The 26,558-nt window shown below is 45.3% G+C and carries 20 protein-coding genes; 8 read left to right on the top strand and 12 right to left on the bottom strand.

Annotated elements, in window-relative coordinates; genetic code table 11:
• Positions 1–120: 120 nt before the first annotated feature.
• Positions 121–708: a 1-acyl-sn-glycerol-3-phosphate acyltransferase gene (locus NC99_RS03445; protein WP_157624408.1), complete on the top strand. Its 588-nt coding sequence runs from the start codon at positions 121–123 to the stop codon at positions 706–708.
• Positions 709–741: 33 nt separating this feature from the next.
• On the opposite strand, the gene NC99_RS03440 is transcribed toward NC99_RS03445, so the two are convergent.
• Complete coding sequence (locus tag NC99_RS03440; RefSeq protein WP_053179893.1) at positions 742–1,863, bottom strand: glycosyltransferase; 1,122 nt, start codon at positions 1,861–1,863, stop codon at positions 742–744.
• Between the two features lie 71 nt (positions 1,864–1,934).
• Between NC99_RS03440 and murB the strand changes: the two genes are divergently transcribed.
• Positions 1,935–2,951: a UDP-N-acetylmuramate dehydrogenase gene (murB, locus tag NC99_RS03435; RefSeq protein ID WP_053179891.1), complete on the top strand. Its 1,017-nt coding sequence runs from the start codon at positions 1,935–1,937 to the stop codon at positions 2,949–2,951.
• A 388-nt stretch (positions 2,952–3,339) separates the two neighbouring features.
• Positions 3,340–4,203 (top strand): alpha/beta hydrolase, encoded by an 864-nt coding sequence (locus tag NC99_RS03430; protein ID WP_053179889.1) that lies wholly within the window; start codon positions 3,340–3,342, stop codon positions 4,201–4,203.
• A gap of 24 nt (positions 4,204–4,227) precedes the next feature.
• Here NC99_RS03430 and mltG read toward each other — a convergent pair whose 3' ends face one another.
• A complete protein-coding gene (gene mltG / locus NC99_RS03425; protein ID WP_053179887.1) occupies positions 4,228–5,289 on the bottom strand; it encodes an endolytic transglycosylase MltG in 1,062 nt (353 codons plus the stop codon).
• Between the two features lie 292 nt (positions 5,290–5,581).
• Between mltG and NC99_RS03420 the strand changes: the two genes are divergently transcribed.
• On the top strand, positions 5,582–6,772 hold the full coding sequence (locus tag NC99_RS03420) for an FprA family A-type flavoprotein (protein WP_053179885.1): 1,191 nt from the start codon (positions 5,582–5,584) through the stop codon (positions 6,770–6,772).
• Positions 6,773–7,626: 854 nt separating this feature from the next.
• Here NC99_RS03420 and NC99_RS03410 read toward each other — a convergent pair.
• Together NC99_RS03410 and NC99_RS03405 are read right to left on the bottom strand one after the other, a co-directional pair.
• Positions 7,627–9,114 carry a UxaA family hydrolase gene (locus tag NC99_RS03410; RefSeq protein ID WP_053179880.1) on the bottom strand — a complete coding sequence of 496 codons (1,488 nt, stop codon included), beginning with the start codon at positions 9,112–9,114 and terminating at the stop codon, positions 7,627–7,629.
• 17 nt (positions 9,115–9,131) lie between these two features.
• The gene (locus NC99_RS03405; RefSeq protein WP_082326284.1) at positions 9,132–10,649 is read right to left on the bottom strand and encodes a tagaturonate reductase; all 1,518 of its coding nucleotides are present in this window, start codon (positions 10,647–10,649) and stop codon (positions 9,132–9,134) included.
• A 247-nt stretch (positions 10,650–10,896) separates the two neighbouring features.
• Here NC99_RS03405 and NC99_RS03400 point away from each other — a divergent pair, with 247 nt between their 5' ends.
• Together NC99_RS03400 and NC99_RS03395 are read left to right on the top strand one after the other, a co-directional pair.
• A complete protein-coding gene (locus tag NC99_RS03400; protein ID WP_053179878.1) occupies positions 10,897–12,180 on the top strand; it encodes a DUF4493 domain-containing protein in 1,284 nt (427 codons plus the stop codon).
• A gap of 252 nt (positions 12,181–12,432) precedes the next feature.
• Positions 12,433–13,431: a GDSL-type esterase/lipase family protein gene (locus NC99_RS03395; protein ID WP_082326282.1), complete on the top strand. Its 999-nt coding sequence runs from the start codon at positions 12,433–12,435 to the stop codon at positions 13,429–13,431.
• Positions 13,432–13,661: 230 nt separating this feature from the next.
• Here NC99_RS03395 and NC99_RS03390 read toward each other — a convergent pair whose 3' ends face one another.
• The 5 genes from NC99_RS03390 to NC99_RS03370 all read right to left on the bottom strand — a co-directional run bounded on the left by NC99_RS03390 (position 13,662) and on the right by NC99_RS03370 (position 20,594).
• Positions 13,662–15,686 (bottom strand): transketolase family protein, encoded by a 2,025-nt coding sequence (locus NC99_RS03390; protein ID WP_053179876.1) that lies wholly within the window; start codon positions 15,684–15,686, stop codon positions 13,662–13,664.
• 164 nt (positions 15,687–15,850) lie between these two features.
• Positions 15,851–17,020 (bottom strand): phosphoglycerate dehydrogenase, encoded by a 1,170-nt coding sequence (locus tag NC99_RS03385; RefSeq protein WP_053179874.1) that lies wholly within the window; start codon positions 17,018–17,020, stop codon positions 15,851–15,853.
• A gap of 180 nt (positions 17,021–17,200) precedes the next feature.
• A complete protein-coding gene (locus NC99_RS03380; RefSeq protein WP_053179872.1) occupies positions 17,201–17,782 on the bottom strand; it encodes a DUF2179 domain-containing protein in 582 nt (193 codons plus the stop codon).
• Positions 17,783–17,859: 77 nt separating this feature from the next.
• Positions 17,860–19,434 (bottom strand): peptide chain release factor 3, encoded by a 1,575-nt coding sequence (locus NC99_RS03375; RefSeq protein WP_053179870.1) that lies wholly within the window; start codon positions 19,432–19,434, stop codon positions 17,860–17,862.
• Between the two features lie 56 nt (positions 19,435–19,490).
• Positions 19,491–20,594, bottom strand: coding sequence for a gamma-glutamyl-gamma-aminobutyrate hydrolase family protein (locus tag NC99_RS03370; RefSeq protein ID WP_082326281.1), 1,104 nt, complete (start codon positions 20,592–20,594; stop codon positions 19,491–19,493).
• A 125-nt stretch (positions 20,595–20,719) separates the two neighbouring features.
• Between NC99_RS03370 and NC99_RS03365 the strand changes: the two genes are divergently transcribed.
• A complete protein-coding gene (locus NC99_RS03365; protein ID WP_053179865.1) occupies positions 20,720–22,135 on the top strand; it encodes a glycoside hydrolase family 16 protein in 1,416 nt (471 codons plus the stop codon).
• 13 nt (positions 22,136–22,148) lie between these two features.
• Here the strand turns inward: NC99_RS03365 and NC99_RS03360 are convergent, their stop codons facing one another.
• Both NC99_RS03360 and NC99_RS03355 read right to left on the bottom strand, forming a co-directional pair.
• Positions 22,149–24,437, bottom strand: a complete 2,289-nt coding sequence (locus NC99_RS03360) for a patatin-like phospholipase family protein (RefSeq protein WP_053179863.1) — start codon at positions 24,435–24,437, stop codon at positions 22,149–22,151.
• Between the two features lie 84 nt (positions 24,438–24,521).
• On the bottom strand, positions 24,522–25,445 hold the full coding sequence (locus NC99_RS03355; protein ID WP_053179861.1) for a YitT family protein: 924 nt from the start codon (positions 25,443–25,445) through the stop codon (positions 24,522–24,524).
• 174 nt (positions 25,446–25,619) lie between these two features.
• Here NC99_RS03355 and NC99_RS03350 point away from each other — a divergent pair, with 174 nt between their 5' ends.
• A complete protein-coding gene (locus tag NC99_RS03350) occupies positions 25,620–26,042 on the top strand; it encodes a hypothetical protein (RefSeq protein WP_053179859.1) in 423 nt (140 codons plus the stop codon).
• Positions 26,043–26,202: 160 nt separating this feature from the next.
• Here the strand turns inward: NC99_RS03350 and rplS are convergent, their stop codons facing one another.
• On the bottom strand, positions 26,203–26,550 hold the full coding sequence (gene rplS, locus NC99_RS03345) for a 50S ribosomal protein L19 (protein ID WP_053179856.1): 348 nt from the start codon (positions 26,548–26,550) through the stop codon (positions 26,203–26,205).
• Positions 26,551–26,558: the final 8 nt, after the last annotated feature.

Genomic DNA, 26,558 nt, shown 5'->3' with positions numbered 1-26,558 from the left:
ACTCAAATGCATAATCCGGGATAAAGATGAGCCAACGATGAGTCAACTAACTTTGTGCTTCTTGTACCTTTGTGGGAAAATAAGCTGTAGCTTGGATAGTTGTCAACAATTGTGGTTTTATTGCATAATTCATCATACGAACAGAAAGTGAAACATATTTGCCGGATTATTCTCAAACTCTGGGGCTGGAAAACGATCAATGGCGTAATGCCCCACAAGAAAGCCATCATTATTGGGGTGCCCCATACCAGCGCGTGGGATTTTGTGATTTCGTATTTGTATTATACATCGGTGGGCGGCGTGGCTCATGTGATGATCAAGAAAGAGTTTTTCTTTTGGCCGGCGGGTTTTTTTCTGCGGAAAATGGGCGCGCTGCCCATTGATCGGTCTAAAGGCGCAACTGTGGTTAAGCAGGTCATTAATGAAATGAATAGCAGAGAGGAGATGCACCTGGCCATCACGCCCGAAGGAACCCGGCAGTTGAATCCGCGCTGGAAAGCCGGATTTCACACGATTGCCAAAGCAACCGGCGCCACCGTTTATTTGGGCTTTTTTGATTTTGGAAGAAAGGAAATTGGTTGGCTCGAAACCCTGCCGCTTAGCGATGATCCGCAGCAAGATATCAATCGGATGAAAGCCTACTACCGGACGCGAGAAGTGAAGGGGAAATACCCGGACTTGTTTACCGCTGAAGAGTGCGGTGGATAATTGGTCATTGGATGATTGTCCAATCCCCAATGCTCATCGCGAATTACTTTTCAACGCCTCAAAAACATCAAACAGCACCTGTTCTTCGTTTTCCCAGCACAGCTCGTGCGCAGCCAGGCGCAGGTTTTCGTACCATTTCTCACGAAGCTCCCGATTGAATAGAGCTTCATGGAGTTGCCCGGTCATTTGCTGTGGTTCATGGCTTTCCAAAATCATCCCAATTTGGTATTGGTCAACAATCTTTTTCATTTCGGGTAAGTTGCTTACCAAAACCGGAACCTGCTGCTGGATGTAATCGAACAATTTATTGGGCAGTGCAAAGCGGTAGTTCAAACCCAGGTCTTCTTCAATCGATAGTCCTAAATCAGCCTGGGCGGTGATATATTTCATGTCTTCCATCGGAATTTTCCCCAGAAAAGTGATCCGGTCCGCCAAGTCCAAATCGGCGACCAATTGTTTTAAAGCCAGGGCAATGTCACCATCGCCGGCAATCAGGAGCCGTGTGTCATCAATATACTGCATGGCTTTGATGGCGAATTCCAGGCCCCGGCCGATGTTCAAAGCACCTTGGTATAAGATGGTTTTTCGGTCGTCGGTGGCCAGACTTTTTTCGTGTGGCACAATCATCAGTTCTTCGCGGTGTGGCAGGTTGCGCACCACCCGGAATGGGATCCCGTACTTTTTCTGGTAGCTGGCCGCAATCGATTCGGAAACCGTATAGGCATATTTCAATTTGGGCAAAATAGCCCGCTCAAGGCGTTGCCAAATCGCTCGTTTAAAAGGCCGGTCCATGAGCTCGGGAACTTCCGTAAAAAACTCATGACTGTCGTAAACCAAGGGTTTGCCTTTCAATTTCGAAGCCAGATAATTGGCCAGCAGACTGTCCAGGTCATTTGCCACAAGAATGTCGGCTTTCCGTATCCTGAGAAACAAAAAAAGCCGAAAATTATATTCGGCATAAAACAGGGGGCCTTTCTTGAAAAAAAGCTTCATCCGGTGAGTTCTGTACGGACGATGACCCAGCTTTTTGCTTTTCGGAAGCTTGCGACCAACCAGCAACACTTTGAAATCCATTTTCTGTAAGCTCAGGGCCACCTTATGCACCCGGCTGTCGGTCACCAGATCATTCGTAACAGATAGAATAACTTTTTTCAAGGCGGATTTTTACTTTTGTACAAAATAAACGAAATTGAAACAGCTTCTATTATCTTTGCCAAAAAAATTCTATGATCCGTTTTTTCGAAGATTTCTCCCTTAAAACCTACAATACCTTTGGCGTTGAAGCCAAGTCCCGCTATTTTTTTGAGTTTACTGAAATGGACGATTTAAGTGAATTTCTGCAAGGGAATCGTTCGTGGAAAGAGGAGAGCATCTTTTTGCTGGGAGGGGGAAGCAACCTGCTTTTTGTGAACAATTTTGATGGTTTGATCATTCATCCGAATGTGCCGGGAGTGCAGGTGGTTCGCGAAACACGGAACCAGGTTTGGCTCGAAGTGGGTGCTGGTGAAGATTGGGACCGCTTTGTGGATTACTGTGTGAAGTCGGAGTACTACGGACTCGAGAACCTATCGCTGATTCCCGGAACAGTTGGTGCCGCGCCTGTGCAGAATATTGGCGCCTATGGCGTAGAAGTGAAAGATTTTGTGGATACCGTCAATGGCTTCGACCTGGAAACCATGAGCACGTACTCCATTCCTGCCGAACAGTGCCGCTTTGCCTACCGGAACAGTATTTTTAAACAAGAATTGAAGAACCGCTTTATTGTGACTTCAGTTGTTTTTCGGCTGGAAAAGTTTCCGGAGTTCAAGCTTGATTACGGCACATTGAAAGCCGAAGTGGAGGCGCGTGGCGAGCTGCATCCCATGCATGTGCGCGAAGCCGTTGTGGCTATTCGCCAGGCAAAGTTGCCCGATCCGGCCGAGCTGGGCAATGCCGGAAGTTTCTTTAAAAATCCGGTTGTTGACAGTGAGCTGGCTGAAGGCCTGAAAGCGGAGTTTCCTACCATGCCAAGTTATCCGGCTGAAGAAGGGAAAACCAAGCTCGCCGCCGGTTGGTTGATCGAGCAATGCGGATGGAAGGGATTTCGCGAAGGCGACGCCGGAGTGCACAAACACCAGGCTTTGGTTTTGGTCAACTATGGGCAGACAACCGGGAAGGAGCTCTTTCTTCTTTCAGAAAAGATCAAGGCGTCGGTGGCCGAAAAATTTGGTGTCGAACTGGAGCCGGAAGCGAATATCCTGTAGAAGCTAGCTTGAAGGCTCCGGAGAGCGACACAGTTAATTGAACACTCTCACGGAATGCTGCAACACACTGGCGGAAAAGTCCACCACTCAGGCGGACAGCTCCACCACTCGGACGGAAAGCTTCGCAACTCACGCCGAAGCCTCCAATACTGAGGTAAAAACCTTCTCCATTCAGGCGGAAACCTCCCCCCCGAAGGCGGAAAGGTCCACCACGAAGGTGGAAACCTTCCCCACGCACCCGGAAAGCTTCTCCTCGAAGACGGAAACCTTCAACAGTCAGGCGGAAAAAGTTTTAGCTCGGGTTTCGCGGTTGTTTCGTGTTTCGAAAATGGTTTATTCTGTGCCGAAGTTGTATCTTTAGTTCCTCGAACCAACTAAATAAGTTATTATGAAGAAACTGTTCACCATCCTGACTCTAAGTATTCTCTCCGCTTCAGTGTTTTCCCAAACCGGAAAAGTCTTCGACAAGCTTACGATGAAAAGCGAAATCCTGAATATGGATCGCCATTTTGCCATTTATCTGCCGCCTGATTATGAAAGTTCGGAGCGCAGTTATCCGGTGTTGTACCTGCTGCATGGTGCGGGCGACGACCAAACCGGCTGGGTACAGTTTGGCGAGGTGCTGCGCATCACCGACGAAGCGATTCGAAATGGTTCGGCCACAGCAATGATCATCGTCATGCCCGATGCCAATACCGGTCGGCGGGGATATTTCAATGACATGAAAGGGGAGTGGCGCTACGAAGATTTCTTTTTTGATGAACTCATGCCGCATGTTGAAAAGAAATACCGCATAAAAAGCGAGAAGCGCTATCGGGCGATTGCCGGCTTATCGATGGGTGGCGGCGGCACCTTGATGTATGCATTGCATCACCCAGAGTTGTTCTCGTCGGCCTGTCCGTTGAGCGCCGCAACCGGCCCGCTCTCGAAAGCGGACGCCCGACGGTATTTTGAGCGTTGGGGCGACACCGGCGCTTCAGACGCCGAAGTGGAAGCGCATTACGCGCAACATAGTGCGCTGGCTTTGATTGAAAATATGCCGGATGAGCAGAAAAAAGCCGTGCGTTGGTTTATCGATTGCGGCGATGATGATTTTCTGTATGAAGGCAATTCGTTGCTTCACATTGCGATGCGGAAAAAAGAGATTCCCCACGAGTTTCGCGTCCGGCAGGGCGGCCATACCTGGACGTACTGGCGTGAGTCGTTACCCACGGTACTTTCGTTCGTTTCCGACGCTTTTCATCAGCATTAGCCAGGAGACCAATAATAGTTTCATTTATTTCCATATTTTATTTGCATTCAGTGCTTCCTGGTAGCGCCGGGCATTGATGTTGTGTTCGCGCAGGGTTTTGGCAAAATTGTGGTAACCATTGAATTCGTCGCTGGCGCACATGTACAGGTAGGCATGCTCTTCGGCGTTTAACACCGCTTCAATACTCGAAATTTCGGGGAAGTTGATTGGCCCCGGAGGCAATCCGGCGTAGATGTAGGTGTTGTAAGGCGAATCAATCTTCAAATGCACGTTAAGCACCCGCTTGATTCCGAAATCGCCCAAGGCAAATTTCACCGTCGGGTCGGCTTGCAGCAGCATGCCCCGTTTGATTCGGTTCAGATAAAGACCGGCTACGCGGGCTTTTTCGTCCGCTTTTATGGTTTCTTCCTGAACGATAGAGGCCACCGTTGACACTTCAATTGGTGTTAAGCCCAGCGATTCGGCTTTGGCCAGTCGTTCGTCATTCCAAAAGCGACGGTACTCCGATGCCATACGTTCTACAAATTGTTCCGGTGTGGTGGTCCAGTAAAATTCGTAGGTGTTTGGGATGAACATGGCGTGAAACGAATGTTGGTCGAAACCGTGTTGGCTGATGACAGTACTGTCATTCAGATACTGAAGCAGCTCCAGCGAGTCGGGCTCAATTCGTTGGGCAACCGATCCGGCCAGTTCATCGATAAAACGCAGGTTGTTAAAGGTGACTGTTACGGGCTCTTGATCGCCGGCCCGCAAGCGGTTCACAATCTGGTTGGTGTTCATCCCCTTTTCAAAAATATACTTTCCGGCTTTAATGCTGGCCGGGTACTTTTTCTTTTTCGCCACCCAGCGAAACGCCTTTTCATTCTCAATAATGTCGCGTGCATTCAGCGAATCCAGCACATCCTGGTAAGTGGCGTCCTTGGCAATGATAATACTTCCAGGGTGGTCAATATTTTCGTCGAAAATATATTGAAAAAGCTGGTAGCCGCGTAATCCGGCAATAATGAAGGCAATGGCAAAAAAAATGATCAGCCATTTGTTGAGCTTTGGAAAAAGGTGCAGGCGGTTATTGGCGTTTAAATTCATCTGTTTATTTTTTTCGATTTAAGTTTCTGAAATTCTTGTATGTTGCTGAATCTCATTGCATTTACTTTAGTAGCGGATGAGACTCCCAATAATCATAGGCCTGTGTGAGCAAAGTCTTGATCACGGTCGTTTCATGTTTTTTCAATTTGAGCTACAAAAATAAACTTTTCTGCGGTTTTAAAGCTGTGTGAGTTTTACCTTAATTTTTGAAGAATTGAAATCGGGACGGCATCGATCTAAACGAAAAACCGTATTTTCGTGACCGGAATTCATTCAAAAAAAATCGAAAATTATGCATCAGGTTAAACTTGCTGAAAATATTTACTACCTGGGTTATAACGACCGCAGAACCAATTTGTTTGAGAATATCTGGCCCATACCACATGGCGTTTCTTATAATTCCTATTTGATTGTGGATGAAAAAATTGCTTTGGTTGATACCGTGGAACGCCAGTTTATTGACGATTATCTCGACCAGATTGAGGAAATTATTGGCGACCGGCAAGTTGATTATTTGATCATCAATCACATGGAACCCGACCATTCGGGAGCAATCAAAGCCGTGAAAACCAAATATCCGAACATCACCTTGGTTGGAAATAAAAAGACCTTTGGTTTTGTGGAGAGTTTTTATTTCAAACCAGACAACACGCTGGAGGTTTACGATAACGACACCCTTGATCTTGGAAAGGTGAAGTTGCAGTTTCAGATGATTCCGATGGTGCACTGGCCCGAAACCATGGTCACTTACGATGAAACGCACAAAATTCTGTTTTCGGGCGATGCTTTTGGAAGCTACGGAACGCTGGACGGCGGTGTGTTTGACGACGAGATTAACCTCGATTTTTACGAAGTGGAAATCATGCGCTACTTCACTAACATTGTGGGGAAATATTGTCCGCATACGCAACGTGCCATTAAAAAGCTGGCACCGCTCGATATCCAGATGATTGCTGCGACTCACGGGCCGATCTGGCGAACTGATTTGGACTGGGTGTTGAGCCGCTATAACAAGTGGAGCACTTACGATACGGATAATGGGGTGATTATTGTCTATGGTTCGATGTATGGCAACACGCAGAAAATGGCCGAGGTGATTGCCCGTCAGCTAAGTGAACGCGGCATTAAAGACATTCGCGTGTACGACTCGTCAAAAACGCACGCTTCCTATATTATCAATGATATTTTCAAATACAAAGGTTTTATCGTTGGTAGTTGTGCCTACAACAATGCCATGTTCCCCAACGTGCAGACTTTGCTGACCACCATTGAGCACATGGGCATCAAAGATCATTACCTGGGCGTGTTCGGAAACTTTGCCTGGAACGGGGGTGGTGTGAAAAACCTGATGAAGTTTGCCGAAAGCATCAAGTGGGATTTGGTGTATGATCCGGTAGAAGAAAAAGGCGCGCTGAAAACGGATAAATACCAACAATGCATTGAGCTGGCCAATGCCATGGCTGATAAGTTGCTGGCGGAGTGAAGGTCCAGTGTTCAGTCTCAGTGATCAGTTTTCAGTGGTCATCCCGAACTTGTTTCGGGATCCCTAAGCGGGTGGAGCAGGAGTGAATAAACGATTTGAAATTGAAATGCCGTAGCATACAGAAGGTTCGACCCCTATCATCCGGGGTCGAATTTCTTTCAACCATCCGATATGCTATAAACATGCGATGCCTCGGGTATCCCGATCGATTGGTGATGGTTTTTAGTTCGTACGAAAGCATTGTTCTTACAAGCTATCAACTTAATATTTCCCGCCCAACCGAACTGTCAACACGCTCGATTTGATAGCAAAAATTTAGCTGTTCATCTCATTTATTGCTTCCGTTATGGCATTTACGGCTCTGGTAGGCTCATCTACCACTTCCGTTACGGCATTTACCTCTCTGGTTAACACGTTTACCACTCTGGTGATGGCATTTACCTCTCTGGTTAACACATCTACCGCTCTGGTAATGGCATTTACCGCTCTGGTAATCACATTTGCCGCCTCCGTTATCGCATTTACCTGAAATTTTTGTCCTGGAGAGCCATTTCCCCTAAAAAAGGATAAAAAGCGGGTTCTATCGATCAATTTTTGATCTGTGCGTGGCATTTTTCATCTCAGATAAGCATATTTCAGGCACAACCAAGCTAAAAAGGGTTTCGACGAGACAAAAACCGAAGAATTTCTGTTGTTTTTGCACAAAAACTCGAACTGATTCCTGCTATTGCGCTCTTTTGGAGCTTTCTGAATACGCGAGCCTTAAAAACAAAAACCCTCCGGCATGCCGAAGGGTTTTTTTACTACTACTACTCAATTACTACTAACGACCCCTTCACGAGGGGATATCTTAATTATAAGGTTATTCCGGTTTTAAAGATAGCAATTTCTTTGAACCCGCTAAGCTCATGTTTCAACTTTTTGCCCTCGGCAATGTTGACAATTTCGTTAAATAATTCGCTTGTAAGTTGTTCCATGGTGCAACCTTCAAGCAGTTTGCCGGCATTGAAATCGATCCAGTTTCTTTTCTTTTCGTAAAGCGCCGTATTGGTGGCAATTTTCATGGTGGGCACAAAGCTGCCAAAGGGGGTTCCACGTCCGGTGGTGAACAACACGATTTGACATCCGCTAAAACCAAGGGCCGATGCGGCTACCAGGTCGTTGCCGGGCGATGAGAGCAGGTTGAGTCCGTTTTTTTTCAGCGGCTCGGCATAATTCAAAACATCAACAATGGTGGCCGTTCCTCCTTTTTGGGTGCAGCCCAGCGATTTATCTTCGAGCGTGGTAATGCCGCCCTGCTTGTTGCCTGGCGAAGGATTTTCGTACACCGGCAAATCGTGTTTGATGTAATACTCTTTGAAATTGTTAATCAGGCTGACGGTTTTCTCAAACACCTCCTGGTTTTCGGCACGTTCCATCAATAAATGTTCAGCACCAAACATTTCAGGCACTTCCGTTAATATCGTGGTTCCGCCCTGCGCTACTAAAAAGTCGGAAAATGAGCCCACCAGCGGGTTGGCTGTAATGCCTGACAGCCCATCGGAGCCGCCACACTTTAGCCCAATTTTCAGTTCCGAAACCGGGCAGGCTGAGCGTTGGTCGTAGCGCATGGTTTCGTAAAGCTCCTCCAGCAGTTTCAGTCCGGCTTCCACTTCATCTTCTACTTCTTGCGCCACCAGAAACTTGATCCGCTTGTCATCGTAGTCGCCAATGAATTTTTTCAACTGGCTGATCTGGTTATTTTCGCAGCCCAGTCCCATCACCAATACGCCACCCGCGTTCGGATGATTGATCAGGTTGGCCAGGGCTTTTTGCGTGTTCTCATGGTCATCGCCCAACTGTGAACAACCGTAGCTGTGCCTGAAAACCTGCACATTGTCAATGTCGGTAGCGGGGTTGGCTGCCTTAAACTGACTAATAATCAAATCAGCCTGTCCGTTCACACAGCCAACGGTTGGCACAATCCACAATTCATTCCGAACGCCAACTTTTCCGTTTTCTCTTCGGAATCCCTGGAATGTCAGCGCCTGCTTTTCATGTTGAAGGGCATTCAACTTTTGGTTGAAGGAGTATTTCATGGTTCCCGAGAGGTTGGTCTTTGCGTTGTGCACATGTACCTGTTCGCCCGGCTGAATGTCTTGTGTGGCATGTCCGATTGGGACACCGTACTTAATTACATCTTCGCCTTGGGCAATTGGTCGAATGGCTATTTTATGCCCGCGCGGAACCTCAGCTAAAATCGTCAGTTGTTGATCGCCCACTTCCAGAATTTCTCCACCCAAAAAATCTTTGAGGGCAATCACCACATTGTCCAATACATGAATTTGAATATAATTGGTCATACTTTTTTTGTTTGCTGTTATTCTGTTGCGGCCATCGCTTGTTTGGCTTTTCCCTCAATCGTCATTTCCATCAGTGGGTTCGTGTCGCTCAGCACGGCTTTCACCGCTTTTTTCATGCCAACCTGCTGAATCAGGAACAGGTAGTGGCTAACGGTAATGGTCAGGTTTGGAATGTCATTCAGATTTTGCTTCCACACTTTGTCCAGGCTCAACACTTTTTCAACCAATTGGTAAATTGAAATCGGGCGCCCATCACAGGCTGCCCAAGCTTCCTTATAAAATTCAAGGATCCATTCGTCATCCTCAATGTTGTAGCTTTTGCCTTGCGTTTCGCCTTTGAAATACGCAATCATGGCGGCCAGCGAGAAAACGAGCTTTTGCGGAAGCATGTTGTGTGTTTTTACAAAGTTGAGCAGCGAGGGGAGGTTGCGTGTTTCCCATTTCGACATCGCATTGAGGGCGATGCTTTGCCATTGGTGACGAATGTAAGGATTTGAAAAACGCTCGAGGATTTTTCCGGCAAAATTTTTCAATTCTTTCTCCGAGCCATCCAGTACGGACAACACTTCGTCGTATACCAATTCTTTCATGAAGTTACCGGTTTCCAGGTTTTCATAGGCTTCGCGAACGGTTTCAATGCCGCTCAGATACGAAACGGCGTAGCTGCCGGTGTGGCATCCGTTGAGCACCTGCACTTTTTGCTCGCGGAAACGGGTCATGTCTTTCACAAATTTTACGTCCAGTCCGGCTTTGGTGGCGGGAAATTCATCGGCCACCCACTCGGGCGCCTCAATTACCCACAGGTGAAAATATTCGCCTACAACCACCAAATGATCTTCGTAGCCCAGTTCGGCTTGAATTTCTTGAATGTCGTCTTTTGGAAATCCTGGTACAATCCGGTCGACCAGGGTATTGCAGAAAGCGCAGGCTGTTTCGGTCCATTGCACGAATTCGTCGCCAAGATTCCAGTTTTTGGCGTGCTGCAACACGTATTTTTTCAGCATATCGCCATTGCGATCAATTAGCTCGCAGGTGAAAAAGATCAAGCCTTTGTCGTCAGCGCCTTCAAAAGCCTTGAAGCGCTCATAAAGCAGCGCCGTTACTTTGCCCGGGAAGGAGTTTTGTGGTTGCATATCCAGCGTATCGGCCGGATCGAAGGTGATGCCGGCTTCGGTCGTATTCGAAATCACAAACCGTAAATCCGGGTTGAGAATCGATTTCTTGTAAGAATCGAATTCCGTGTAAGGGTTGATTCCTTTATTCAGACATTGAATGAATTCGTATTCTTTGATAGGGGCACCGTTTTTAATCCCTTTCAGGTAAACATGGTATAGGCCATCTTGTTGGTTGATCAGGTCGATCATTCCTCCCGGAAGCGGTTGAACGACATCAATTCCAGTGTTAAAACCAATTTCATTGTTCATCTTTTGAATCATCCAGTCGGCAAAGGCTCTTAAGAAATTTCCTTCACCAAATTGCAGGATCCGCGTAGGATACTGCGCTGCATTTTTTACGTTTGATCTGTTCAGTTTCATATCTAATCTTTTCCAGTTTGACGTTTCCGTTGTCGTACACGGTATTCCTGTTTTAAAAAACCGTGTTCGTACACGATTTCGATCGGCGAAAGTATAATTAATTTTGAAATCGGCCTAATGAAACTTCTTTTTCAACATTAAATAACTATTAAGCAAACACTTGTTTAGAATGAATCTAAATTTTAGTTCCCTCTTGACTTGCTTTAATAAGAGTGATAATTTGTTTTGTAAAATAAATTTTAATCCCATGAATAATAATCAAAAGTTTGTATTCGCGATAACTATTATCGCCGTGTTCTTTTTATCAAGTGCTTGTAATACCCATGAGCCGATCCCCGAGAAGTCTACTGGGAAGTTAAAACTCAAGGTGGGCTTGTCAATCGTTGTAAACGATGTTGGCAATGCATTGAAATCTGCTACGGTAGAAGATCTCAAAGTTGAAGTCTTTAGTGTCGGAAGTACTGAGGCTGTTGTTTCTTTCGGCAGTGTCTCCGAAATTCCAGATGCGCTTGAATTGTCAGCGGGCGTTTATTATGCCACTGCGTTTTCGGAGAATAGTCCGCCTGCTGCATTCGAAAGCCCATATTATTATGGCGAATCAGAGCCCTTCACCATAACGGAAGGAGAGACAACCCAGGTTGGCATGGTTTGTTCGATGGCCAATATCATGGTAACTGTGGTGTACTCCGAGGAGGTAATCAGCTTTTTTACCGATTACAACACCACAGTGGGTAATGCTGAAGCAAACCTTGTGTTTGGCAAAGGGGAGGAACGGGCCGGTTATTTCAATGCGGGACCTTTAAACATTGAGTCAGTGCTTACATACGGCGATGGAGAAACCCCGCAAATGAAGACGATAAACGGTACAATTGCCAGTCCACAAGTAGGAAAGCATTACGAAATTCATGTGGACGCTTCGGTAATTGAAGGTCGTGGCGTTTTTGATATTTCCTTGAATGAGACTATCGAAAAAGAGGTTATTACGATTACTGATGGCCTGGATGATGATGTTCATGAATTAGGTGTTGGTGATCTGTTGCTTACAGAGATCATGTGTGATCCAGATAACTTACTTGATTCGCAAGGGGAGTGGGTTGAAGTGTTTAATAATTCTGGCTTCTTGATTAATCTAAAAGGTCTCACACTCCGGCGAGGTTCAAGCAGTACTTTTCATCAAATAGCAACTGATGTGATGCTCGCTCCCGGAGCCTACGCTGTTTTGGGCAAAACGGCATTAGCAACCGAACAGGTTGACTATGTATACGGTACTCTTGAATTTACAAATACGGGGGATTTTGAACTGCTCATTAGCACCTATGGGACAGATGGCACGGACGGCACTGTTATTTGTTCGGTTGACTTTGGAGCTGATGGGTTTCCATCCATCCCGGCTGGAAAATCCATCCAGCTTGATCCTGCGGTAAACAATGTTTCGGATGCCCAGATTGGATCGAACTGGTGCCGGGCAACGGTGGAATACTCAACGGGAGACCTTGGGACGCCTGGAGCTGCCAATTCAATTTGCGAATGACCTCTTAGTTTAATTTAAATGCCTGATCTGTGTTTTTACGCTAGCGTCGGTAGGTCAGAATAGCAGGCTGTGGTCATCCGATGAATCCTCAATCAGACGATTGGTTCGTTAGAAACGACATCGTGTTTTATGGGATGATTCATCGGATGACTTTTCTGTGTCAAACCAATTGGGGCAAGTTCATGAAATAGGTAATTTGAGAATTGATCAACAATGAATTATTTCCACTAGTTTTTATGAGTTGCCGTAGAATTGCTCGAGATTGCTAAAAATTATCGTTACTTTCGGGTGGTATTTGTCGCGCCAGCCTGGAAAGAAATTTACCAGCAGGATCAAATCAGAACGGAGCCCTTTGACGAAGCGTGCCAAATACACAATATGATCATTCACACATACCACGAGCTGGAAAATCAGTTGGTTGAATTGCCGCTGGCGACTGTTTCAGAGCGTGTCGAATTTATTCAACAATATCTAACAAAGCTAATGATGAGTTTATCAAGAAGAAAATTTTTTAGGCGTTCTGCTGTTCATGCTGCCGGCATCGCCAGTATTCCGATGATTTTATCGGCTACTTTACCCCAAAAAAAAGAGAAGAAAAAAGATCAGTCCTCAATTTTTCCGAATGGTGGAACAGTACTTTTTCAAGGTGATTCGATTACTGATGCCGGGCGGGAGAAGGAAAAGCAGTTGCCCAATGATGCCCGTTCGTTTGGAAATGGCTATGCCTTGATGGCCGGAGCCAGCTTGCTGGAGAAACTCGCCGACAAGACATTGACGATCTACAATCGAGGAATCAGCGGAAATAAGGTGTACCAATTGCGCGATCGCTGGCATGCAGATTGCCTGGATTTACAACCGGATGTGCTGAGTATTTTGATTGGTGTCAACGATTATTGGCATAAACGAAATGGGAACTACGATGGAACTCCAGAAGTGTATGAGTCGGATTTTAGGGCGCTGATTCAACACACCAGGGAAGTTTTGCCAAACGTGAAACTGGTGATTTGTGAGCCTTTTTCGGTGCCTGGCGGAACAGCCATTGGCGACGGCTGGATGGATGAGTTTGCTCCTTATCAGAAGGCGGCCAAAAATATTGCAGACCAGTTTGACACGTTTTACGTGCCTTATCAGCAAATTTTCGAAGAAGCCTTGAAACACGCTCCTGCAGCCTATTGGTGTCCCGATGGGGTACATCCATCCATGGCCGGAGCGCAATTGATGGCCAATGCCTGGCTGAAGGTGGTGAAGTAAACGGAGTTTAAAATTCTAAATTCCAAGTTTCAAATTCCAAAATCGGCAGAGGTATCCTGGAAATCTGATTGTTGATCAATCAAAAATTGAGCCTTTGCTTGATCGAAATTCCAAAGAATACAGCGGCTTGCTGCATATGTCTGGTTGCAAAGTGATAAGGATTTTGAAGACTTAGTCGCATAAAAAAGGCCGGATCGACCGGCCTTTTTTTATGAAATTATGAAGTGTGATTAAGCCAATAGCTTTTTCACCTGGTTGTAAACATTTTGTCCGTTGAAACCCAGTTTGTCATCCAGCACGGTGTAAGGTGCCGAAAATCCAAACGATTCCATTCCGAAAACCGTTCCATCGGCTCCAACCAACCCTTCGAGGGTCACGGGCAAACCAGCAGTTAAACCGAATTTTTTCACACCTGCGGGTAAAACTTCCGCTTGGTATTCGGCACTTTGTGAGCGGAATAATCCTTCGGAAGGCACCGAAACGATGCGGCATTTGATGTTGTCTTTAGCCAGCAATTCCCCTCCCGCAACCAGCGTAGCCACTTCCGAGCCACTGGCCAGCAGAATCACATCGGGTGTTCCTTTGGTATCGGTAACAATGTAGGCTCCTTTTTCTGATTTCAGGGCTTCAGCGTACCGGTCTTCTCCGGGAAGGTTCGGAATGTTTTGGCGCGATAAGATCAAAGCGGTTGGTGTTTTGATGTTTTCCAAAGCCAGTTTCCATGCTACGGTTGTTTCTTCCGAATCAGCCGGACGTAAAACCAGGGTTGAATTTTCGCCTTTGTGGTTTTTCAACTTCTCGAGCAAGCGGATTTGTGCTTCCTGCTCAACAGGCTGATGCGTGGGTCCATCTTCGCCAACACGGAAGGCATCGTGAGTCCATACAAATTTCACCGGCAACTCCATCAGGGCAGCCAAGCGAACGGCTGGTTTTTGGTAATCGCTAAATACGAAGAATGTTCCGCAAACCGGAATTACACCGCCGTGCAGGGCCATGCCATTCATGATGGCTGCCATGGTCAGCTCGCAAACGCCGGCTTGAAGGAAAGCGCCAGAAAAATCGCCTTTTGAAAAAGCGGTTGTTTTCTTCAGGAATCCGTCCGTTTTGTCTGAGTTGGAAAGGTCGGCCGAGGCCACAACCATATTTTCAACCTCATCGGCAAAAGCTGCCAATACGGTTGATGATGCTGCACGAGAAGCTACACCAGCTTTTTGCTCAATTTTTCCAAAGTCGAAATCAGGAACGTCTTTCGAGAAGAACTGCTTTAGTTTCTTGGCCAATTCAGGATTGGCTTTTTCCCATTCGGCTTGTTCCGCTTTTTTTACGGCAGCAGCAGCTGCGAGTTCTTTATTTCTTTTGGTGAAGAAATCTTCTACTTCAGGAAAAATTTGAAATGGATTTTCCGGATCACCGCCCAGGTTGGCCACAGTTTTGGCCAAATTACCACCAGCTTCTCCCAGCGGCATGCCGTGGGTTGAAACTTTACGCTCAAAACTTTCACCAGCATCGTTCAATGCACCTTTACCCATGATTGTTTTACCAATGATCAGGGTTGGCTTTTCTGTTTCCAGATTGGCGGCTTTTAAGGCTTCGCGGATGGCATCTTGGTTGTTTCCTTCAATGGTAATGACTTTCCATCCCCAGGCTTCGTATTTTTTCGCTGTGTCTTCAGTCGAAACTTTATCTGTCTCAGTCGAAAGCTGGATGTCGTTCGAATCATAGAACATGATCAGGTTATTCAATCCAAGGAAGCCGGCAATACGGCCTGCTCCCTGCGAAATTTCTTCCTGAATACCTCCATCCGAAATGAAGGCGTACGTTTTATGAGCCATCCATTCGCCAAAGCGAGCGACCAGGAAACGCTCTACGATGGCGGCACCAACAGCCATGGTATGTCCTTGTCCCAGTGGGCCCGAAGTGTTTTCGACGCCCCGTTCTACATCCAGTTCCGGATGTCCGGGGGTCACGCTTTCCCACTGACGGAAGTTTTTCAAATCTTCCATGTTGTATTTTCCGGTCAGCGATAAAATCGAATACAACATAGGCGACATGTGTCCCGGATCCAAAAAGAAGCGGTCGCGGTTGGGCCAGCTCATGTCGGTAGGGTCGTAATTTAGAAATTCAGAATAAAGGACACTTACAAAATCGGCACCGCCCATGGCACCACCAGGATGGCCGGATTTTGCTTTTTCAACCATTGCGGCAGAAAGAATGCGGACATTATCCGCAGCTTTTTCAATTAACTTGTTACTCATGATTTAGTTTTTTGCCAGAATTTAATTATCAAGTTTTATTGTGTTTTTTCAAACGTCTGCAAAAATAAAACTATTTGCGACGCAGCAAGAACAAAAACAAAGATACCGGACGGGGAAAGCAAAAAGCTTAACACGGACCGGTACCTTAGCAATGAGATGATGTTTTATTGAATGATTCGCACCATAATAACGCCGCTAATTGCCGCAATTTTATCGGCAAGCGCGGGGTCGGCTTGTTTGCGGTCAACATCAATAATGTTGTAGGCAATTTCAGCTTTGTTGCGGTTAAGCATGTTGGCAATGTTGTAGCCTTCGGTTGCCAGTAAGGTCGAAATCTGACTTACCATGTTCGGAATATTTTTGTTGGCTACAATAATCCGTGCACCTCCGGTGTGTTCCATTTCAGCCGCCGGGAAATTGACCGAGTTGATGATGTTTCCGTTCTCCAGAAACTCCCTCATTTGGTCAACGGCCATAATGGCGCAATTGGTTTCAGATTCAGCAGTTGATGCTCCGAGGTGGGGAATGGAAATGACTTTGTCCATCTTTAAGGTTCCTTCATCCGGAAAGTCCGTGACGTAGCGGGCTACCTTACCTGACTCAATGGCTGCGGCCAGATCGGTATTGTTCACCAGCCCTCCGCGGGCAAAGTTCAGCAGACGAACGCCATCTTTCATCATCTTGAACTTATCTTTGTTGATGAAATTTTTAGTTTCGTCGCTCAGTGGAATTTGCAAGGTCACATAGTCGGCATTGGCCAGCAATGACTCCATTCCTTCGGCGCGGCCAACATTTCGGCTCAGTTTCCAGGCGTGTTTTACCGAAATAAACGGGTCGTAACCCAACACTTTCATTCCGAGTGCCTGGGCTGCGTTGGCTACCAAAACGCCGATAGCGCCCAGCCCAATCACAGCCAGTGTTTTACCACGAATTTCCTGACCGGCAAAATTGTTTTTTCCAGCTTCAATTAATGCCGGAACCTGGTCTCCCTGGCCGATTAAGGTTTTGGCCCACTCAATTCCTCCGGCCACATCGCGCGAGGCCAGCAACAAACCGGCAATCGTTAGTTCTTTCACTGCGTGAGCATTGGCTCCGGGCGTATTGAAAACCACAACGCCTTGGTTGGTACACTTGTCAATTGGAATATTATTAACACCAGCTCCCGCACGGGCAATAGCTTTCAGGTTCCCTGGCAACTTCATGTCGTGCATTTTCATGCTTCGAACAATAATTCCATCGGGATTTGAAAACTCACTGGCAATTTCGTATCGATCCAAGGGAAAGTTTTTTAAACCCTCGGGATCAATCTTATTTAAGGTCTGAATCTTAAACATATGTATTTATTTTTGGTGAATTGATTTTCGCCTTTAATGAGAAGATAAAAAAGTCTGACAAAGATCAGAATTTTATTTAAGAATTGATATTTTTAGGTTTGCTTTTTTTATGATTTCGAATTGCGGAACCATTATTTGTATGAATTAGTTTGTGATAGCCATTTGTGGGCTGAAAACAATTCACTTACCTTTTCGCCAACGCAGGTTTGGCTTGAAATATCCGGATGCTGCCCGGCTGATGGATTTCACTTCTTCGATGGAGTAAAAAGCGTTGGGATTGTAGGTGCGCATGATTTCGAGCACCCGGTTGACTTCGTTGCGTTTGATGATGGTGTAAATGACGGCCACTTTTTCGTTGGCACCCTGCGCTTCGTGGTGGGTAATGCCATAACCACCGGCTTTGAGCTTAGCAATCAGGTTTTGGGCGTTTTGGCGGGTGATGATCTGGAGCTGAACAATGCCAACCGCCAGTTTTTCTTCAATAATTAAACCGATGTAATTGCCCGTGGCAAATCCGGCTCCATAAGCCACGTAAGCCACCCAGTTGTCAATATTTTGGATGATTTTGCTCATGGTAATCAGCCAGATGATGACTTCAAAAAAACCGAGTAGGGGAGCAATCAGTTTCTGCCCTTTTGAAACCATCACAATGCGCAAAGTGCCGATGGTCACATCGCTTATTCGGGCAAAGAAAATTAAAAGCGGCAAAATGAGATACGAAAACAAATTGCCTTCAAAAAAATCAGTGCTTAGAATTTCCATAGTCAGCGTATCAGGTTTTTCCAAAATCAGAAAAAGTACAATTCAAAGCAAACATCCGCCACAAACCGATTTGGCGATTAAAACTCACTGGTGAAATGAAACTTAATATCCTTAAACTCATCTTGAGCCATTTGCAAAATAAAGCTGGAATCGGCCATGAAAACATCGCGCCCACGTTTATCAACGGCCATCTTCTGGTGTTTTCGTTTCTTAAATTCGCTCAGGGTCTTTGGATTATTGCATTCAATCCAGCAGGCTTTGTGCATTGGTAAGTTCTCGAATCGGCATTTGGCGCCATATTCGTGCAACAAGCGATATTCAATGACTTCAAATTGAAGCTGGCCAACCGTTCCGATAATTTTGCGACCATTAAACTGGTTGGTAAACAGCTGCGCTACGCCTTCGTCCATCAGTTGGTCCACTCCTTTAGCTAGCTGTTTCGATTTCATGGGATCGGCATTTTCAATGTAGCGGAACATTTCGGGCGAGAAACTTGGCAGGCCCTTGAAATGAATATCTTCGCCCGACGTGATGGAATCGCCAATGACCAGGTTTCCTGAGTCGGGCACACCAATGATATCGCCAGGATAGGCTTCATCAACAATTTCGCGCTGCGAGGCCATGAATGCCGTTGGACTCGAAATCCGAATCGCTTTACCACTGCGAATGTGCTTGTATGGTTTGTTGCGTTCAAACTTTCCTGAGCAAATTTTTACAAAGGCAATCCGGCTGCGGTGGTTGGGATCGATGTTGGCATGAATCTTAAAAATGAAACCGCTAAACTCATTTTCTTCGGGCTTAACTTCGCGTTCTTCTGTCATGCTGGGTCTGGGCGAAGGAGCGATCTCCACAAAAGCGTCCAACAATTCCTGCACGCCAAAGCTGTATAAGGCACTGCCAAAAAACACAGGAGCCAAATTCCCTTTCAGGTATTCCTGGTGGTCAAATTCTGGATAAACGCCTTCTACCAACTCCAATTCTTCACGCAAAACATCGGCATCGTCGCCAATGTACTGTTCCAGTTCCGGACTGTTCACATCTTCAAAGTCAATGCCTGGATTGATCTCTTGAACGTTTGCCTCAAACAAGCGTAAGCTTTTGTTGTAGATGTTGTAAACGCCCTTAAAATCGGGACCATTGTTGATTGGCCAGCTTAGCGGGCGGGTTTTAATTTGCAGTTGGTTTTCAATTTCGTCCAGCAGTTCAAACGAATCTTGCGTTGGGCGGTCCATTTTGTTGATAAAAACAATGACCGGCGTTTTTCGCATCCGGCAAACATTCATCAATTTTTCGGTTTGGGCCTCCACTCCTTTGGCGGCATCAATGACGATGATTACGCTGTCTACTGCCGTTAATGTACGAAACGTGTCTTCCTGAAAATCCTGGTGTCCGGGCGTATCCAAAATGTTGACTTTGTAGTCGCGGTATTCAAATCCCATGACTGAGGTGGCGACCGAGATTCCCCGTTGACGCTCAATCTCCATGAAGTCGGATGTGGCTCCCTTCTTAATTTTATTGCTTTTTACGGCGCCTGCAACCCGGATGGCGCCACCAAAAAGCAGGAGTTTTTCCGTTAAAGTGGTTTTTCCCGCGTCGGGGTGACTTACAATACCAAAAGTTCTTCTTCGTTTAATCTCGTCTAAAAAGCCCATACAGTTTATTTGAGCTGCAAAAATAGAATTTTTTAGAGAATAAACCGGATTCGCACTTATTGAATGGATCGCGATATGTAGCGCCACAATCGCCTGTGAAATTTCTGGCCATCTTCGCCAATCCGGTCGAAATAGGTTTTTGGCTGATCCGAAGGCGAGAAGATCAACAAGTCGCCAGCTTCGTACAATGCCGGGGCTTCCGGATGAAACTGAACCGCAAAAACATTGGGATACTTTTTATGGCGAATACCTTCAATGACTTTCTTGTCCATTGACCAGGCTGTGATCTCCCAGCAATCGTTCAAATTCTCGATAGCCTGGTGATGTGAGCTTAGCACTGGCGGCGAAATCGCTGGACGCCATTTTACATCATTTCTGAAAAAGCCGTTTTCAACCAGCTCTAACTGATGAAAGTTTGAGGTCATCAATTGATCGCTTTCAAAAATTTCCTGCCAGTAATTGCGGTGAATTTGGTCTTTGTCGAGTTGCACAATTTCCGCCGGATCATCGATACCATAAATTTCCGAGGGGATGTCCTGTACCAGGCTTCCTCCGGTGGCTACATTCATACTTTGCATGCCCAGGCAAAATCCGGCAATAAAATATTTGGGGTTGCTTTCGAGCAAAGGGACAAAATCAGGGTTTTGCGGGCCGCCCAGCAGATGAAATAGCAGCGAAATTTCGAACAAGTGCCGGTATGGATCGGTCACCACGGCGTATTGATTTTCCTCGCCATATAGTTCCGGCTGAATATCAGGCCCTCCAAAAAAGAAGATCCCCAGGGTTTGCTGGAAAAGAATTTCGAAATTGGCCGAAAAATCATTTTCAGTGAAAATATTGTCGGGCCGCAGCATGCCTGTCAGGTGTTGCAGGTGAAAGCGGCTGAGCTCATTGTCACGAATATAGTCGATGGATTGATTGTAGTTGTAACTCTCAAAACTGTAATAAATGCCAACAATTTCGGTCTCACCAACAAAAAAAATATTGTTGTCGATGAGGTATTTCATGGTTTTGATGTTTTCAACGGTAGGGTGGGTTATGAGTATGTAGGTTTTTCCGGGTTCACCACCATTCTTGAAATAGTCTTGAGCCGCTGCTGGCAAATGAGCAAGAAAACATAAGAATAATAAGAAAAACGTAACGAATGTATTCCTTTTCATAAGGACAGAATTGTAGGTTTGACGTGATGAAATTAATATTTTTCTGACAGAAGCTAAAAAATGTTATCAACTAACTTTTTTATTGTTATTTTTAAATCGCATAAACCCGAAGAAAAACGCTTAACATGTCTCTAAAACTGTTTCTGCTAAATGCCTTTGGTGGTATTAAAGCCACGTCAAAAATCGAGTCTGAGAAAGAATCCCTTTGGAATGATTATCAAGTATTTTCAAAAGTTGAGCAGTCGGCTGAACTGAAGGAATTTTTGAATTTGGAACAGCAGGTGACTTCCGAATCGTTTAAAAAGCACAAGGCCGAACTGGCCGCTTTGAAGTTTAAAGGAAGCGCAGAAGAGCGCCAACTGAAGCAGTTTGAAAAGCTCAAACGAAATAAAAAGCTGCAAAAATATTATCAAACGGCCAGCTCGGCAGATTTGAAACGTTACGAAACCCTCAAGGAAGGAAATGAGCTGGATCGATATTTTGAGTTGGAAAAATTGATTCAGGAGGGATTGAATAAATCCGATGAAAAGGCCAAGGAGACGCAAGCCGAATTCAAACGGCTAAAGGCATCTGAATCCGTTCGTTTTTATCACCAGTATCCCAAATCGGCAGCTTTTAAAAATTACCTAAAAATGCAAAACTCCGAAGAAAAGCGAAGTTTTGAAGAATTGAAGGAAGCCGTTGAATCAGAAGGATTTAAAGACAAAAAGTCTTATCTGGAAGATCCGAAGAAGTGGGAGAAAACGCCCGAGTTTGAAGCCGAAAAAAGATACCTTGAACTAAAAAATACTGCTGAAATTTCGCTTTATCTGAAATATCAGAACTCCAATGCGCTGGATTTTCAAAAGCAATGGAAAATCGTATTTGAAGATCGGTTTGAAGCGGGCATGTTGGACAGTTCGAAATGGAGACCAATAAACTACTGGGCAGATAAAACTGTTGGAAAGAATTTTTCGCCGGCGGGTGATTTGCAGGCTTTTAGCGAAGGAAAAAACACACATCTGAAAGGATCGCGATTGCAGATTGAAGTGAAAAAGGAAAAGCAAACCACGCTGGTTTGGAATCCGGTTTTTGGATTTGTTGAGAATGAAATGCAGTATTCTTCCGATACGCTGACAACGGGCGGGCTGTTCGAATCGCAGTACGGCATTTTGGAAGCAAAAATAAAATACAACCCGGACAAGAGTTTTCAGGATGTGTTTTATCTGGCAGGAGAAGATAACTCCTTGCGTGTTAACTTGTTTGAAGGCGGTGCAAAAACGCAGTTCGGACTTAGTAAAACCGAAAGCGGAAAAGTACATCAAGACGCTTTTTCTTTAGCTGGTTTGTCGGCTGGTAAGCTTTATATTTTCAGCCTGGAATGGGACAAAGGCAAGATTAGCTGGAAAGTAAACGATAAGGAGCTTTTTTCGACGAACAACAAGGTGCCCGATTATCCCATGTTTATCAACCTGGCGTCACTCGTCATTCACGAAAGCAACGCCTTACCACATCACTTTGAAGTTGATTGGATTCGGTTTTATCAGAAACGCGTGTCTTAGTTGATGTTCGAAGTTAATAACCACGTTTGTTAAACAAAACATAGCCAAAGCTTAGTACCACGTAAAATTTGGTGTTTTCCTTTTCAAAATAATTGACCGTAAAACTCAACGGCCCGAGTCCGGTATGGTAAACCAATCCGCCCAGTCCCATCAATTTTAAGTCGGAATAGTTGTCCGGATGGTTCACTGCCTGGTAGTTATCGCCTCGGTTAATACTTGTAACCGGGACAAAAGCGTAGCCCTCCATTCTTAAATGAAACTGATCGCTGAGCTCGACAATGGATTTTAAGCCTGAAGCGAGGTACTTGTTGGCCCGGTAATTTTCAAGAAACATGGTTTGACTGAAAGGTGTTGGCGCAAAGGTGTTGGCGCGCAGCAAGGTGGCCGTATAGTTGTTCAGTAGTTTTTTATTGCTGTAAACGCCTTCCAGCGTCAAACCAAGGGTCGAGTGCCGGGTGATGGGGAAGTGGTTGTCGTATTTTCCTTTCAAAGTGAAAAACTTATGAGAGCCGGAAAAAGGCCTGTTAAGCGGTGAGTTTGATCCGGGCTGGTGTTTTTCATCCCCATAAGTATAAATGAAACTGAGTTCAGATGAAACACCCTCAGTTGCATACTGCTTAAAATTTTGCGAGTTGCGTTCAATGCTTATTTTGCTTGAAAAGGCATCAAAGCGGGTTTCTTCCGCATTATCATCGCGTTTGATTGATTCGTTGAAGTAGTAAGAATCCATGGCCGACGAAAAGCTTGTTCCAAGGGTAATTTTTCCGTGGGTTTTTACGGGGAAGCCTAGCTCAAAACGGACATTCGACTCATCTTGAATGATAAAAGGCGAGCTAACATCTTCGAAGAAAAACTCGTTGCTGGAGGTGAAAAAGTCCCAACGATTCAGGGTGAGATAGCCCGAAACATAAAACGGCAGATTGGTTGGAAAATCAATTCGCCCGCCTGCATTGATTGAGCTGTAAAAACGCCCGAAATAGATGTTGGTGCTGAGCGTGTAGGCCCGGTTGTCAAAAAACAGGTAGTCGAGGCTTAAAAAACCCTGGTTGATGGGCTTGGTTGAAACATTGCCACCAAACTTTATTTCCATGGCTTTATCTTTTCGTACCTTCAAGTGAAGGTCGAAATAGCCGGTTTCCCTGTTGTAGTAAGATACCGGACGTACGGATCGGAGTTGCGGATCGGCCACCAGCTTGAAGTATTCTTTGCGTAGTTGACTCAAGTCAATGACATCCGTTTTGTGCTTTACACTTTGAATAATGTACTTGCGCTGCATGGCATCGGTAACACCTTCAACCTGAATATTTTGAAACAAGAGTTCTGGTTTCCGGATATTAAACCCATGCCTTTTTGCATCCATTTCCTGCTGGCTTACCCGCCGGCTAATCAGCATTTTAATGCTGTCCATTTGTTCCAGACCCGTTTGATAGCCTGCATCCTCGAGCGACAGTACTTTGTTGAAATCGAGCAAGCTGACATTGAAAAACGAGGTTTCCAACAAAATTCCTTTATCCGATGGAACCTCATAATCGGTTTTTTGCATGATCATGTTTTCCAATTGGGCCATCACGTCATCTTCGTCTGCACGCTTGGAGTTGTTGGCAACCTTGTGTCCGATCACGATGTCGGGTTTGAAGGCTTCAATCGTATTTTTCACCGGAAAATTATTGACGATGCCACCATCAAAGACCAAGGCACCATCAATTGAAATTGGCTTAAAATACAAGGGGAAAGTCATGGACGCACGAATGGCTTCGCCTAAATCGCCACTTCGAAGTTCCACTTCCTTGTTTTCGTAAACATCGGTGGCAATACATAGAAAAGGAACCATCAAATTGTCGAAATTATTACCACATACGGCATTGGTTGATGAAAACAATTCCATAAAGGCGAAGTCGATTTGTTCTTCGGGAATGATGTTGGTTGGCAACATGATCCGCAACCGATCTTCAGTTTTTCGCAGGTCAAGGTTTAGCCATGCTGGCGTTTGCTCCAGCTTTCTGAAATAGTAGCGATATTCTTCCTGTATCTTGCCGGTAGCCCAAAACTTAAATTGGTCTGACAAGAATAGTTCTTCCATTTGGTCGGGCGTGTAGCCGGCAGCGTAAAGACCCCCGACAATGGCTCCCATTGAGGTGCCGGAAATGTAGTCGATTGGGATGTTATGCTCTTCGAGGGCACGGATGATGCCAATGTGTGCCAATCCTTTAGCTCCGCCGCCGCTCAGAACGAGTCCCACCGATTGCGCATTGGAAAAAGTTGCAAAAAGCGACATCGAAAAGATCAGGAAAAAAGCTTTCATGGCAGTAATAATTCGAATGATTTTTGGCCTTCTAAATTACGAAATTGCCGCTAAATTCCTGAGTCCTGAAGAAATAAATGATCGTTAGGAGTCGATTTTCATTTTCAGGTTTTGAAATCCTTCGCCGAGTATTTCACTGGTATCCATGACGGTAATGAAAGCATCGGGGTCGATTTGACTGATGTATTGCTCCAAGATGGCCACTTCGCGCCGGCTTACAACGGTGTAAATGATTTCTTTTTCCTCACCACTGTACATGCCGGTTCCTTTAAAATAAGTGCCTCCGCGCTCCAGATCAACCAAGATTTTATGTTTGATTTCTTCGTGTTTGTTTGAAATGATCAGCAGCGCTTTGTTGTAGTTTGATCCTTCAATGGTGATGTCGATGGCACGACCGGTAATGTAGATAACCAGCCAGGAATAAAGGGGGATTTGCCAATCGCCAAAGGCCGCCAGCCCGAGTAATACGATGACCGAATCAACATAGATCAGCAGTTGCCCCAACTGCAAGCCAGTGTATTTGGCAATAATCATGGCGATAATATCGGAGCCGCCAGAGGTCGCGCGCGATTTGAAAATTAGTCCGAGTCCGAAGCCAATCAGCACGCCTCCAAATACGCATGAAAGCAACACGTCTTCAACCAAAGGTGCACTTCCATCTACCCGCAGATAGGTTATCAAATCCATAAAAACCGAGGAAAGGACGAAGCCGACAACCGTTTTTACACCAAAGCGCGGTCCCAGAATTTTTATGCCGGCAATGGTTAGCGGAATGTTTAGCACCAAACCAAACAAGCCAATTGGGATTCCATCGGGCCAAAACTCGAAAACTCCTTCCGTCAGGTAGTGCACGACAATGGCAATTCCATAAACACCGCCAGGAACAATTTTGTGAGGCGAAATAAAATAAACGAAACCCATGGCCAAAATGAACGCGCCAATGGTGATGAAGCTATACTCTTTGAACCACCGAAGGGTAAACAATTTTTCTTTTTGAAGGAATGCCATCGCTTTCTTTTTTTTCACAAATTAAGCGGAGTGCGGGCTGATATGCTGTGATTTTTATCAGTAAAAGCATCATTTCTATCGCGGATGAATTGATGCGGTTTTTTGGGTGAATCGGCCCGATGTTTGGTGCTTTATAGTATTTGTAAAGATGATAACACTTAAAATTGACAAACAATGACAGCAATGGAAAAACAATTCAGCACCCCAAACTTATTGGTCGTTTTTTACCCGGAGAATTCGGTGCTGGCCGTTTGGTTTTCCGAATCATGTGGTAATTTGATGGAGGTAGATTTGAAGGAAGAACGGAAGCAAATTGAACGGGCAGTAGCGGAGCACAAGCCTTCTTATCTGCTGGCCGATTTGTCGGCTTGTACTTACTACACCTCGGGTGATCACATCCGGTGGTATGAAAATACGCTATTTCAGCGGTTCAAAAACTTGCCTGTGAAAAAAATCGGATTGGTGGTTCCACACAATCTTTTTGTGCATGCTACGATTGAAGCTGCTCGTATGTCGATGGAGAATCCGCACTCGGTTGTGCAATATTTCATGAGCCGCGAGAAAGCTTTCAGCTGGCTCGACAGCCAACCTTCATGATGGATCGGCGTGGAGTAATGGCAACAACTGTAGATGGGCTTTCCCAGGAAATACCTTATGTAAAAAACAATTTTAAAGCGGTTTGTATAGGAGAGATATCTGGAGGGGAAATGAAAAAAGGCCCTCGTTTGAAGGCCTTTTAATATCGTGAGTTCTAATCTTAGAATCTTTTTTCTTTGATTCTTGCTTTTTTACCAGTACGCTGACGTTGGTAAAAAATACGTGCACGACGCACACTACCTGTTTTGTTAATGTCAATTCCGTCAATAAAAGGCGAAGTCATTGGGAAAATACGCTCTACTCCAATATTTCCAGACATTTTGCGAACAGTAAAAGTCTTGTTTGTTCCGGCACCTTTCACCTGGATCACTACACCGCGGAAGTCCTGAATCCGTTCTTTGTTTCCTTCCTTAATTTTGTAGTGTACCGTGATGGTATCACCTGCGCTAAATTTTGGTAGGTTGTTTTCAACCTCAAAAGCTTTTTCGGCTACTTTAATTAAATCCATCGTTATAA

The sequence above is a fragment of the Sunxiuqinia dokdonensis genome (assembly GCF_001270965.1).
In the GTDB taxonomy this organism is placed as follows: domain Bacteria; phylum Bacteroidota; class Bacteroidia; order Bacteroidales; family Prolixibacteraceae; genus Sunxiuqinia; species Sunxiuqinia dokdonensis.
Note: the sequence above shows the minus strand (reverse complement) of the source record. Positions and strands in the feature narration are given on the sequence as shown.

Bases quoted from the DNA above. Each gene is read 5' to 3' on its own strand.
- murB (WP_053179891.1), top strand. From the start codon at position 1,935: ATGATCCGTTTTTTCGAAGATTTCTCCCTTAAAACCTACAATACCTTT.
- NC99_RS03430 (WP_053179889.1), top strand. From the start codon at position 3,340: ATGAAGAAACTGTTCACCATCCTGACTCTAAGTATTCTCTCCGCTTCA.
- mltG (WP_053179887.1), bottom strand. From the start codon at position 5,289: ATGAATTTAAACGCCAATAACCGCCTGCACCTTTTTCCAAAGCTCAAC.
- NC99_RS03420 (WP_053179885.1), top strand. From the start codon at position 5,582: ATGCATCAGGTTAAACTTGCTGAAAATATTTACTACCTGGGTTATAAC.
- NC99_RS03410 (WP_053179880.1), bottom strand. From the start codon at position 9,114: ATGACCAATTATATTCAAATTCATGTATTGGACAATGTGGTGATTGCC.
- NC99_RS03405 (WP_082326284.1), bottom strand. From the start codon at position 10,649: ATGAAACTGAACAGATCAAACGTAAAAAATGCAGCGCAGTATCCTACG.
- NC99_RS03400 (WP_053179878.1), top strand. From the start codon at position 10,897: ATGAATAATAATCAAAAGTTTGTATTCGCGATAACTATTATCGCCGTG.
- NC99_RS03390 (WP_053179876.1), bottom strand. From the start codon at position 15,686: ATGAGTAACAAGTTAATTGAAAAAGCTGCGGATAATGTCCGCATTCTT.
- NC99_RS03385 (WP_053179874.1), bottom strand. From the start codon at position 17,020: ATGTTTAAGATTCAGACCTTAAATAAGATTGATCCCGAGGGTTTAAAA.
- NC99_RS03380 (WP_053179872.1), bottom strand. From the start codon at position 17,782: ATGGAAATTCTAAGCACTGATTTTTTTGAAGGCAATTTGTTTTCGTAT.
- NC99_RS03375 (WP_053179870.1), bottom strand. From the start codon at position 19,434: ATGGGCTTTTTAGACGAGATTAAACGAAGAAGAACTTTTGGTATTGTA.
- NC99_RS03370 (WP_082326281.1), bottom strand. From the start codon at position 20,594: ATGAAAAGGAATACATTCGTTACGTTTTTCTTATTATTCTTATGTTTT.
- NC99_RS03365 (WP_053179865.1), top strand. From the start codon at position 20,720: ATGTCTCTAAAACTGTTTCTGCTAAATGCCTTTGGTGGTATTAAAGCC.
- NC99_RS03360 (WP_053179863.1), bottom strand. From the start codon at position 24,437: ATGAAAGCTTTTTTCCTGATCTTTTCGATGTCGCTTTTTGCAACTTTT.
- NC99_RS03355 (WP_053179861.1), bottom strand. From the start codon at position 25,445: ATGGCATTCCTTCAAAAAGAAAAATTGTTTACCCTTCGGTGGTTCAAA.
- NC99_RS03350 (WP_053179859.1), top strand. From the start codon at position 25,620: ATGACAGCAATGGAAAAACAATTCAGCACCCCAAACTTATTGGTCGTT.
- rplS (WP_053179856.1), bottom strand. From the start codon at position 26,550: ATGGATTTAATTAAAGTAGCCGAAAAAGCTTTTGAGGTTGAAAACAAC.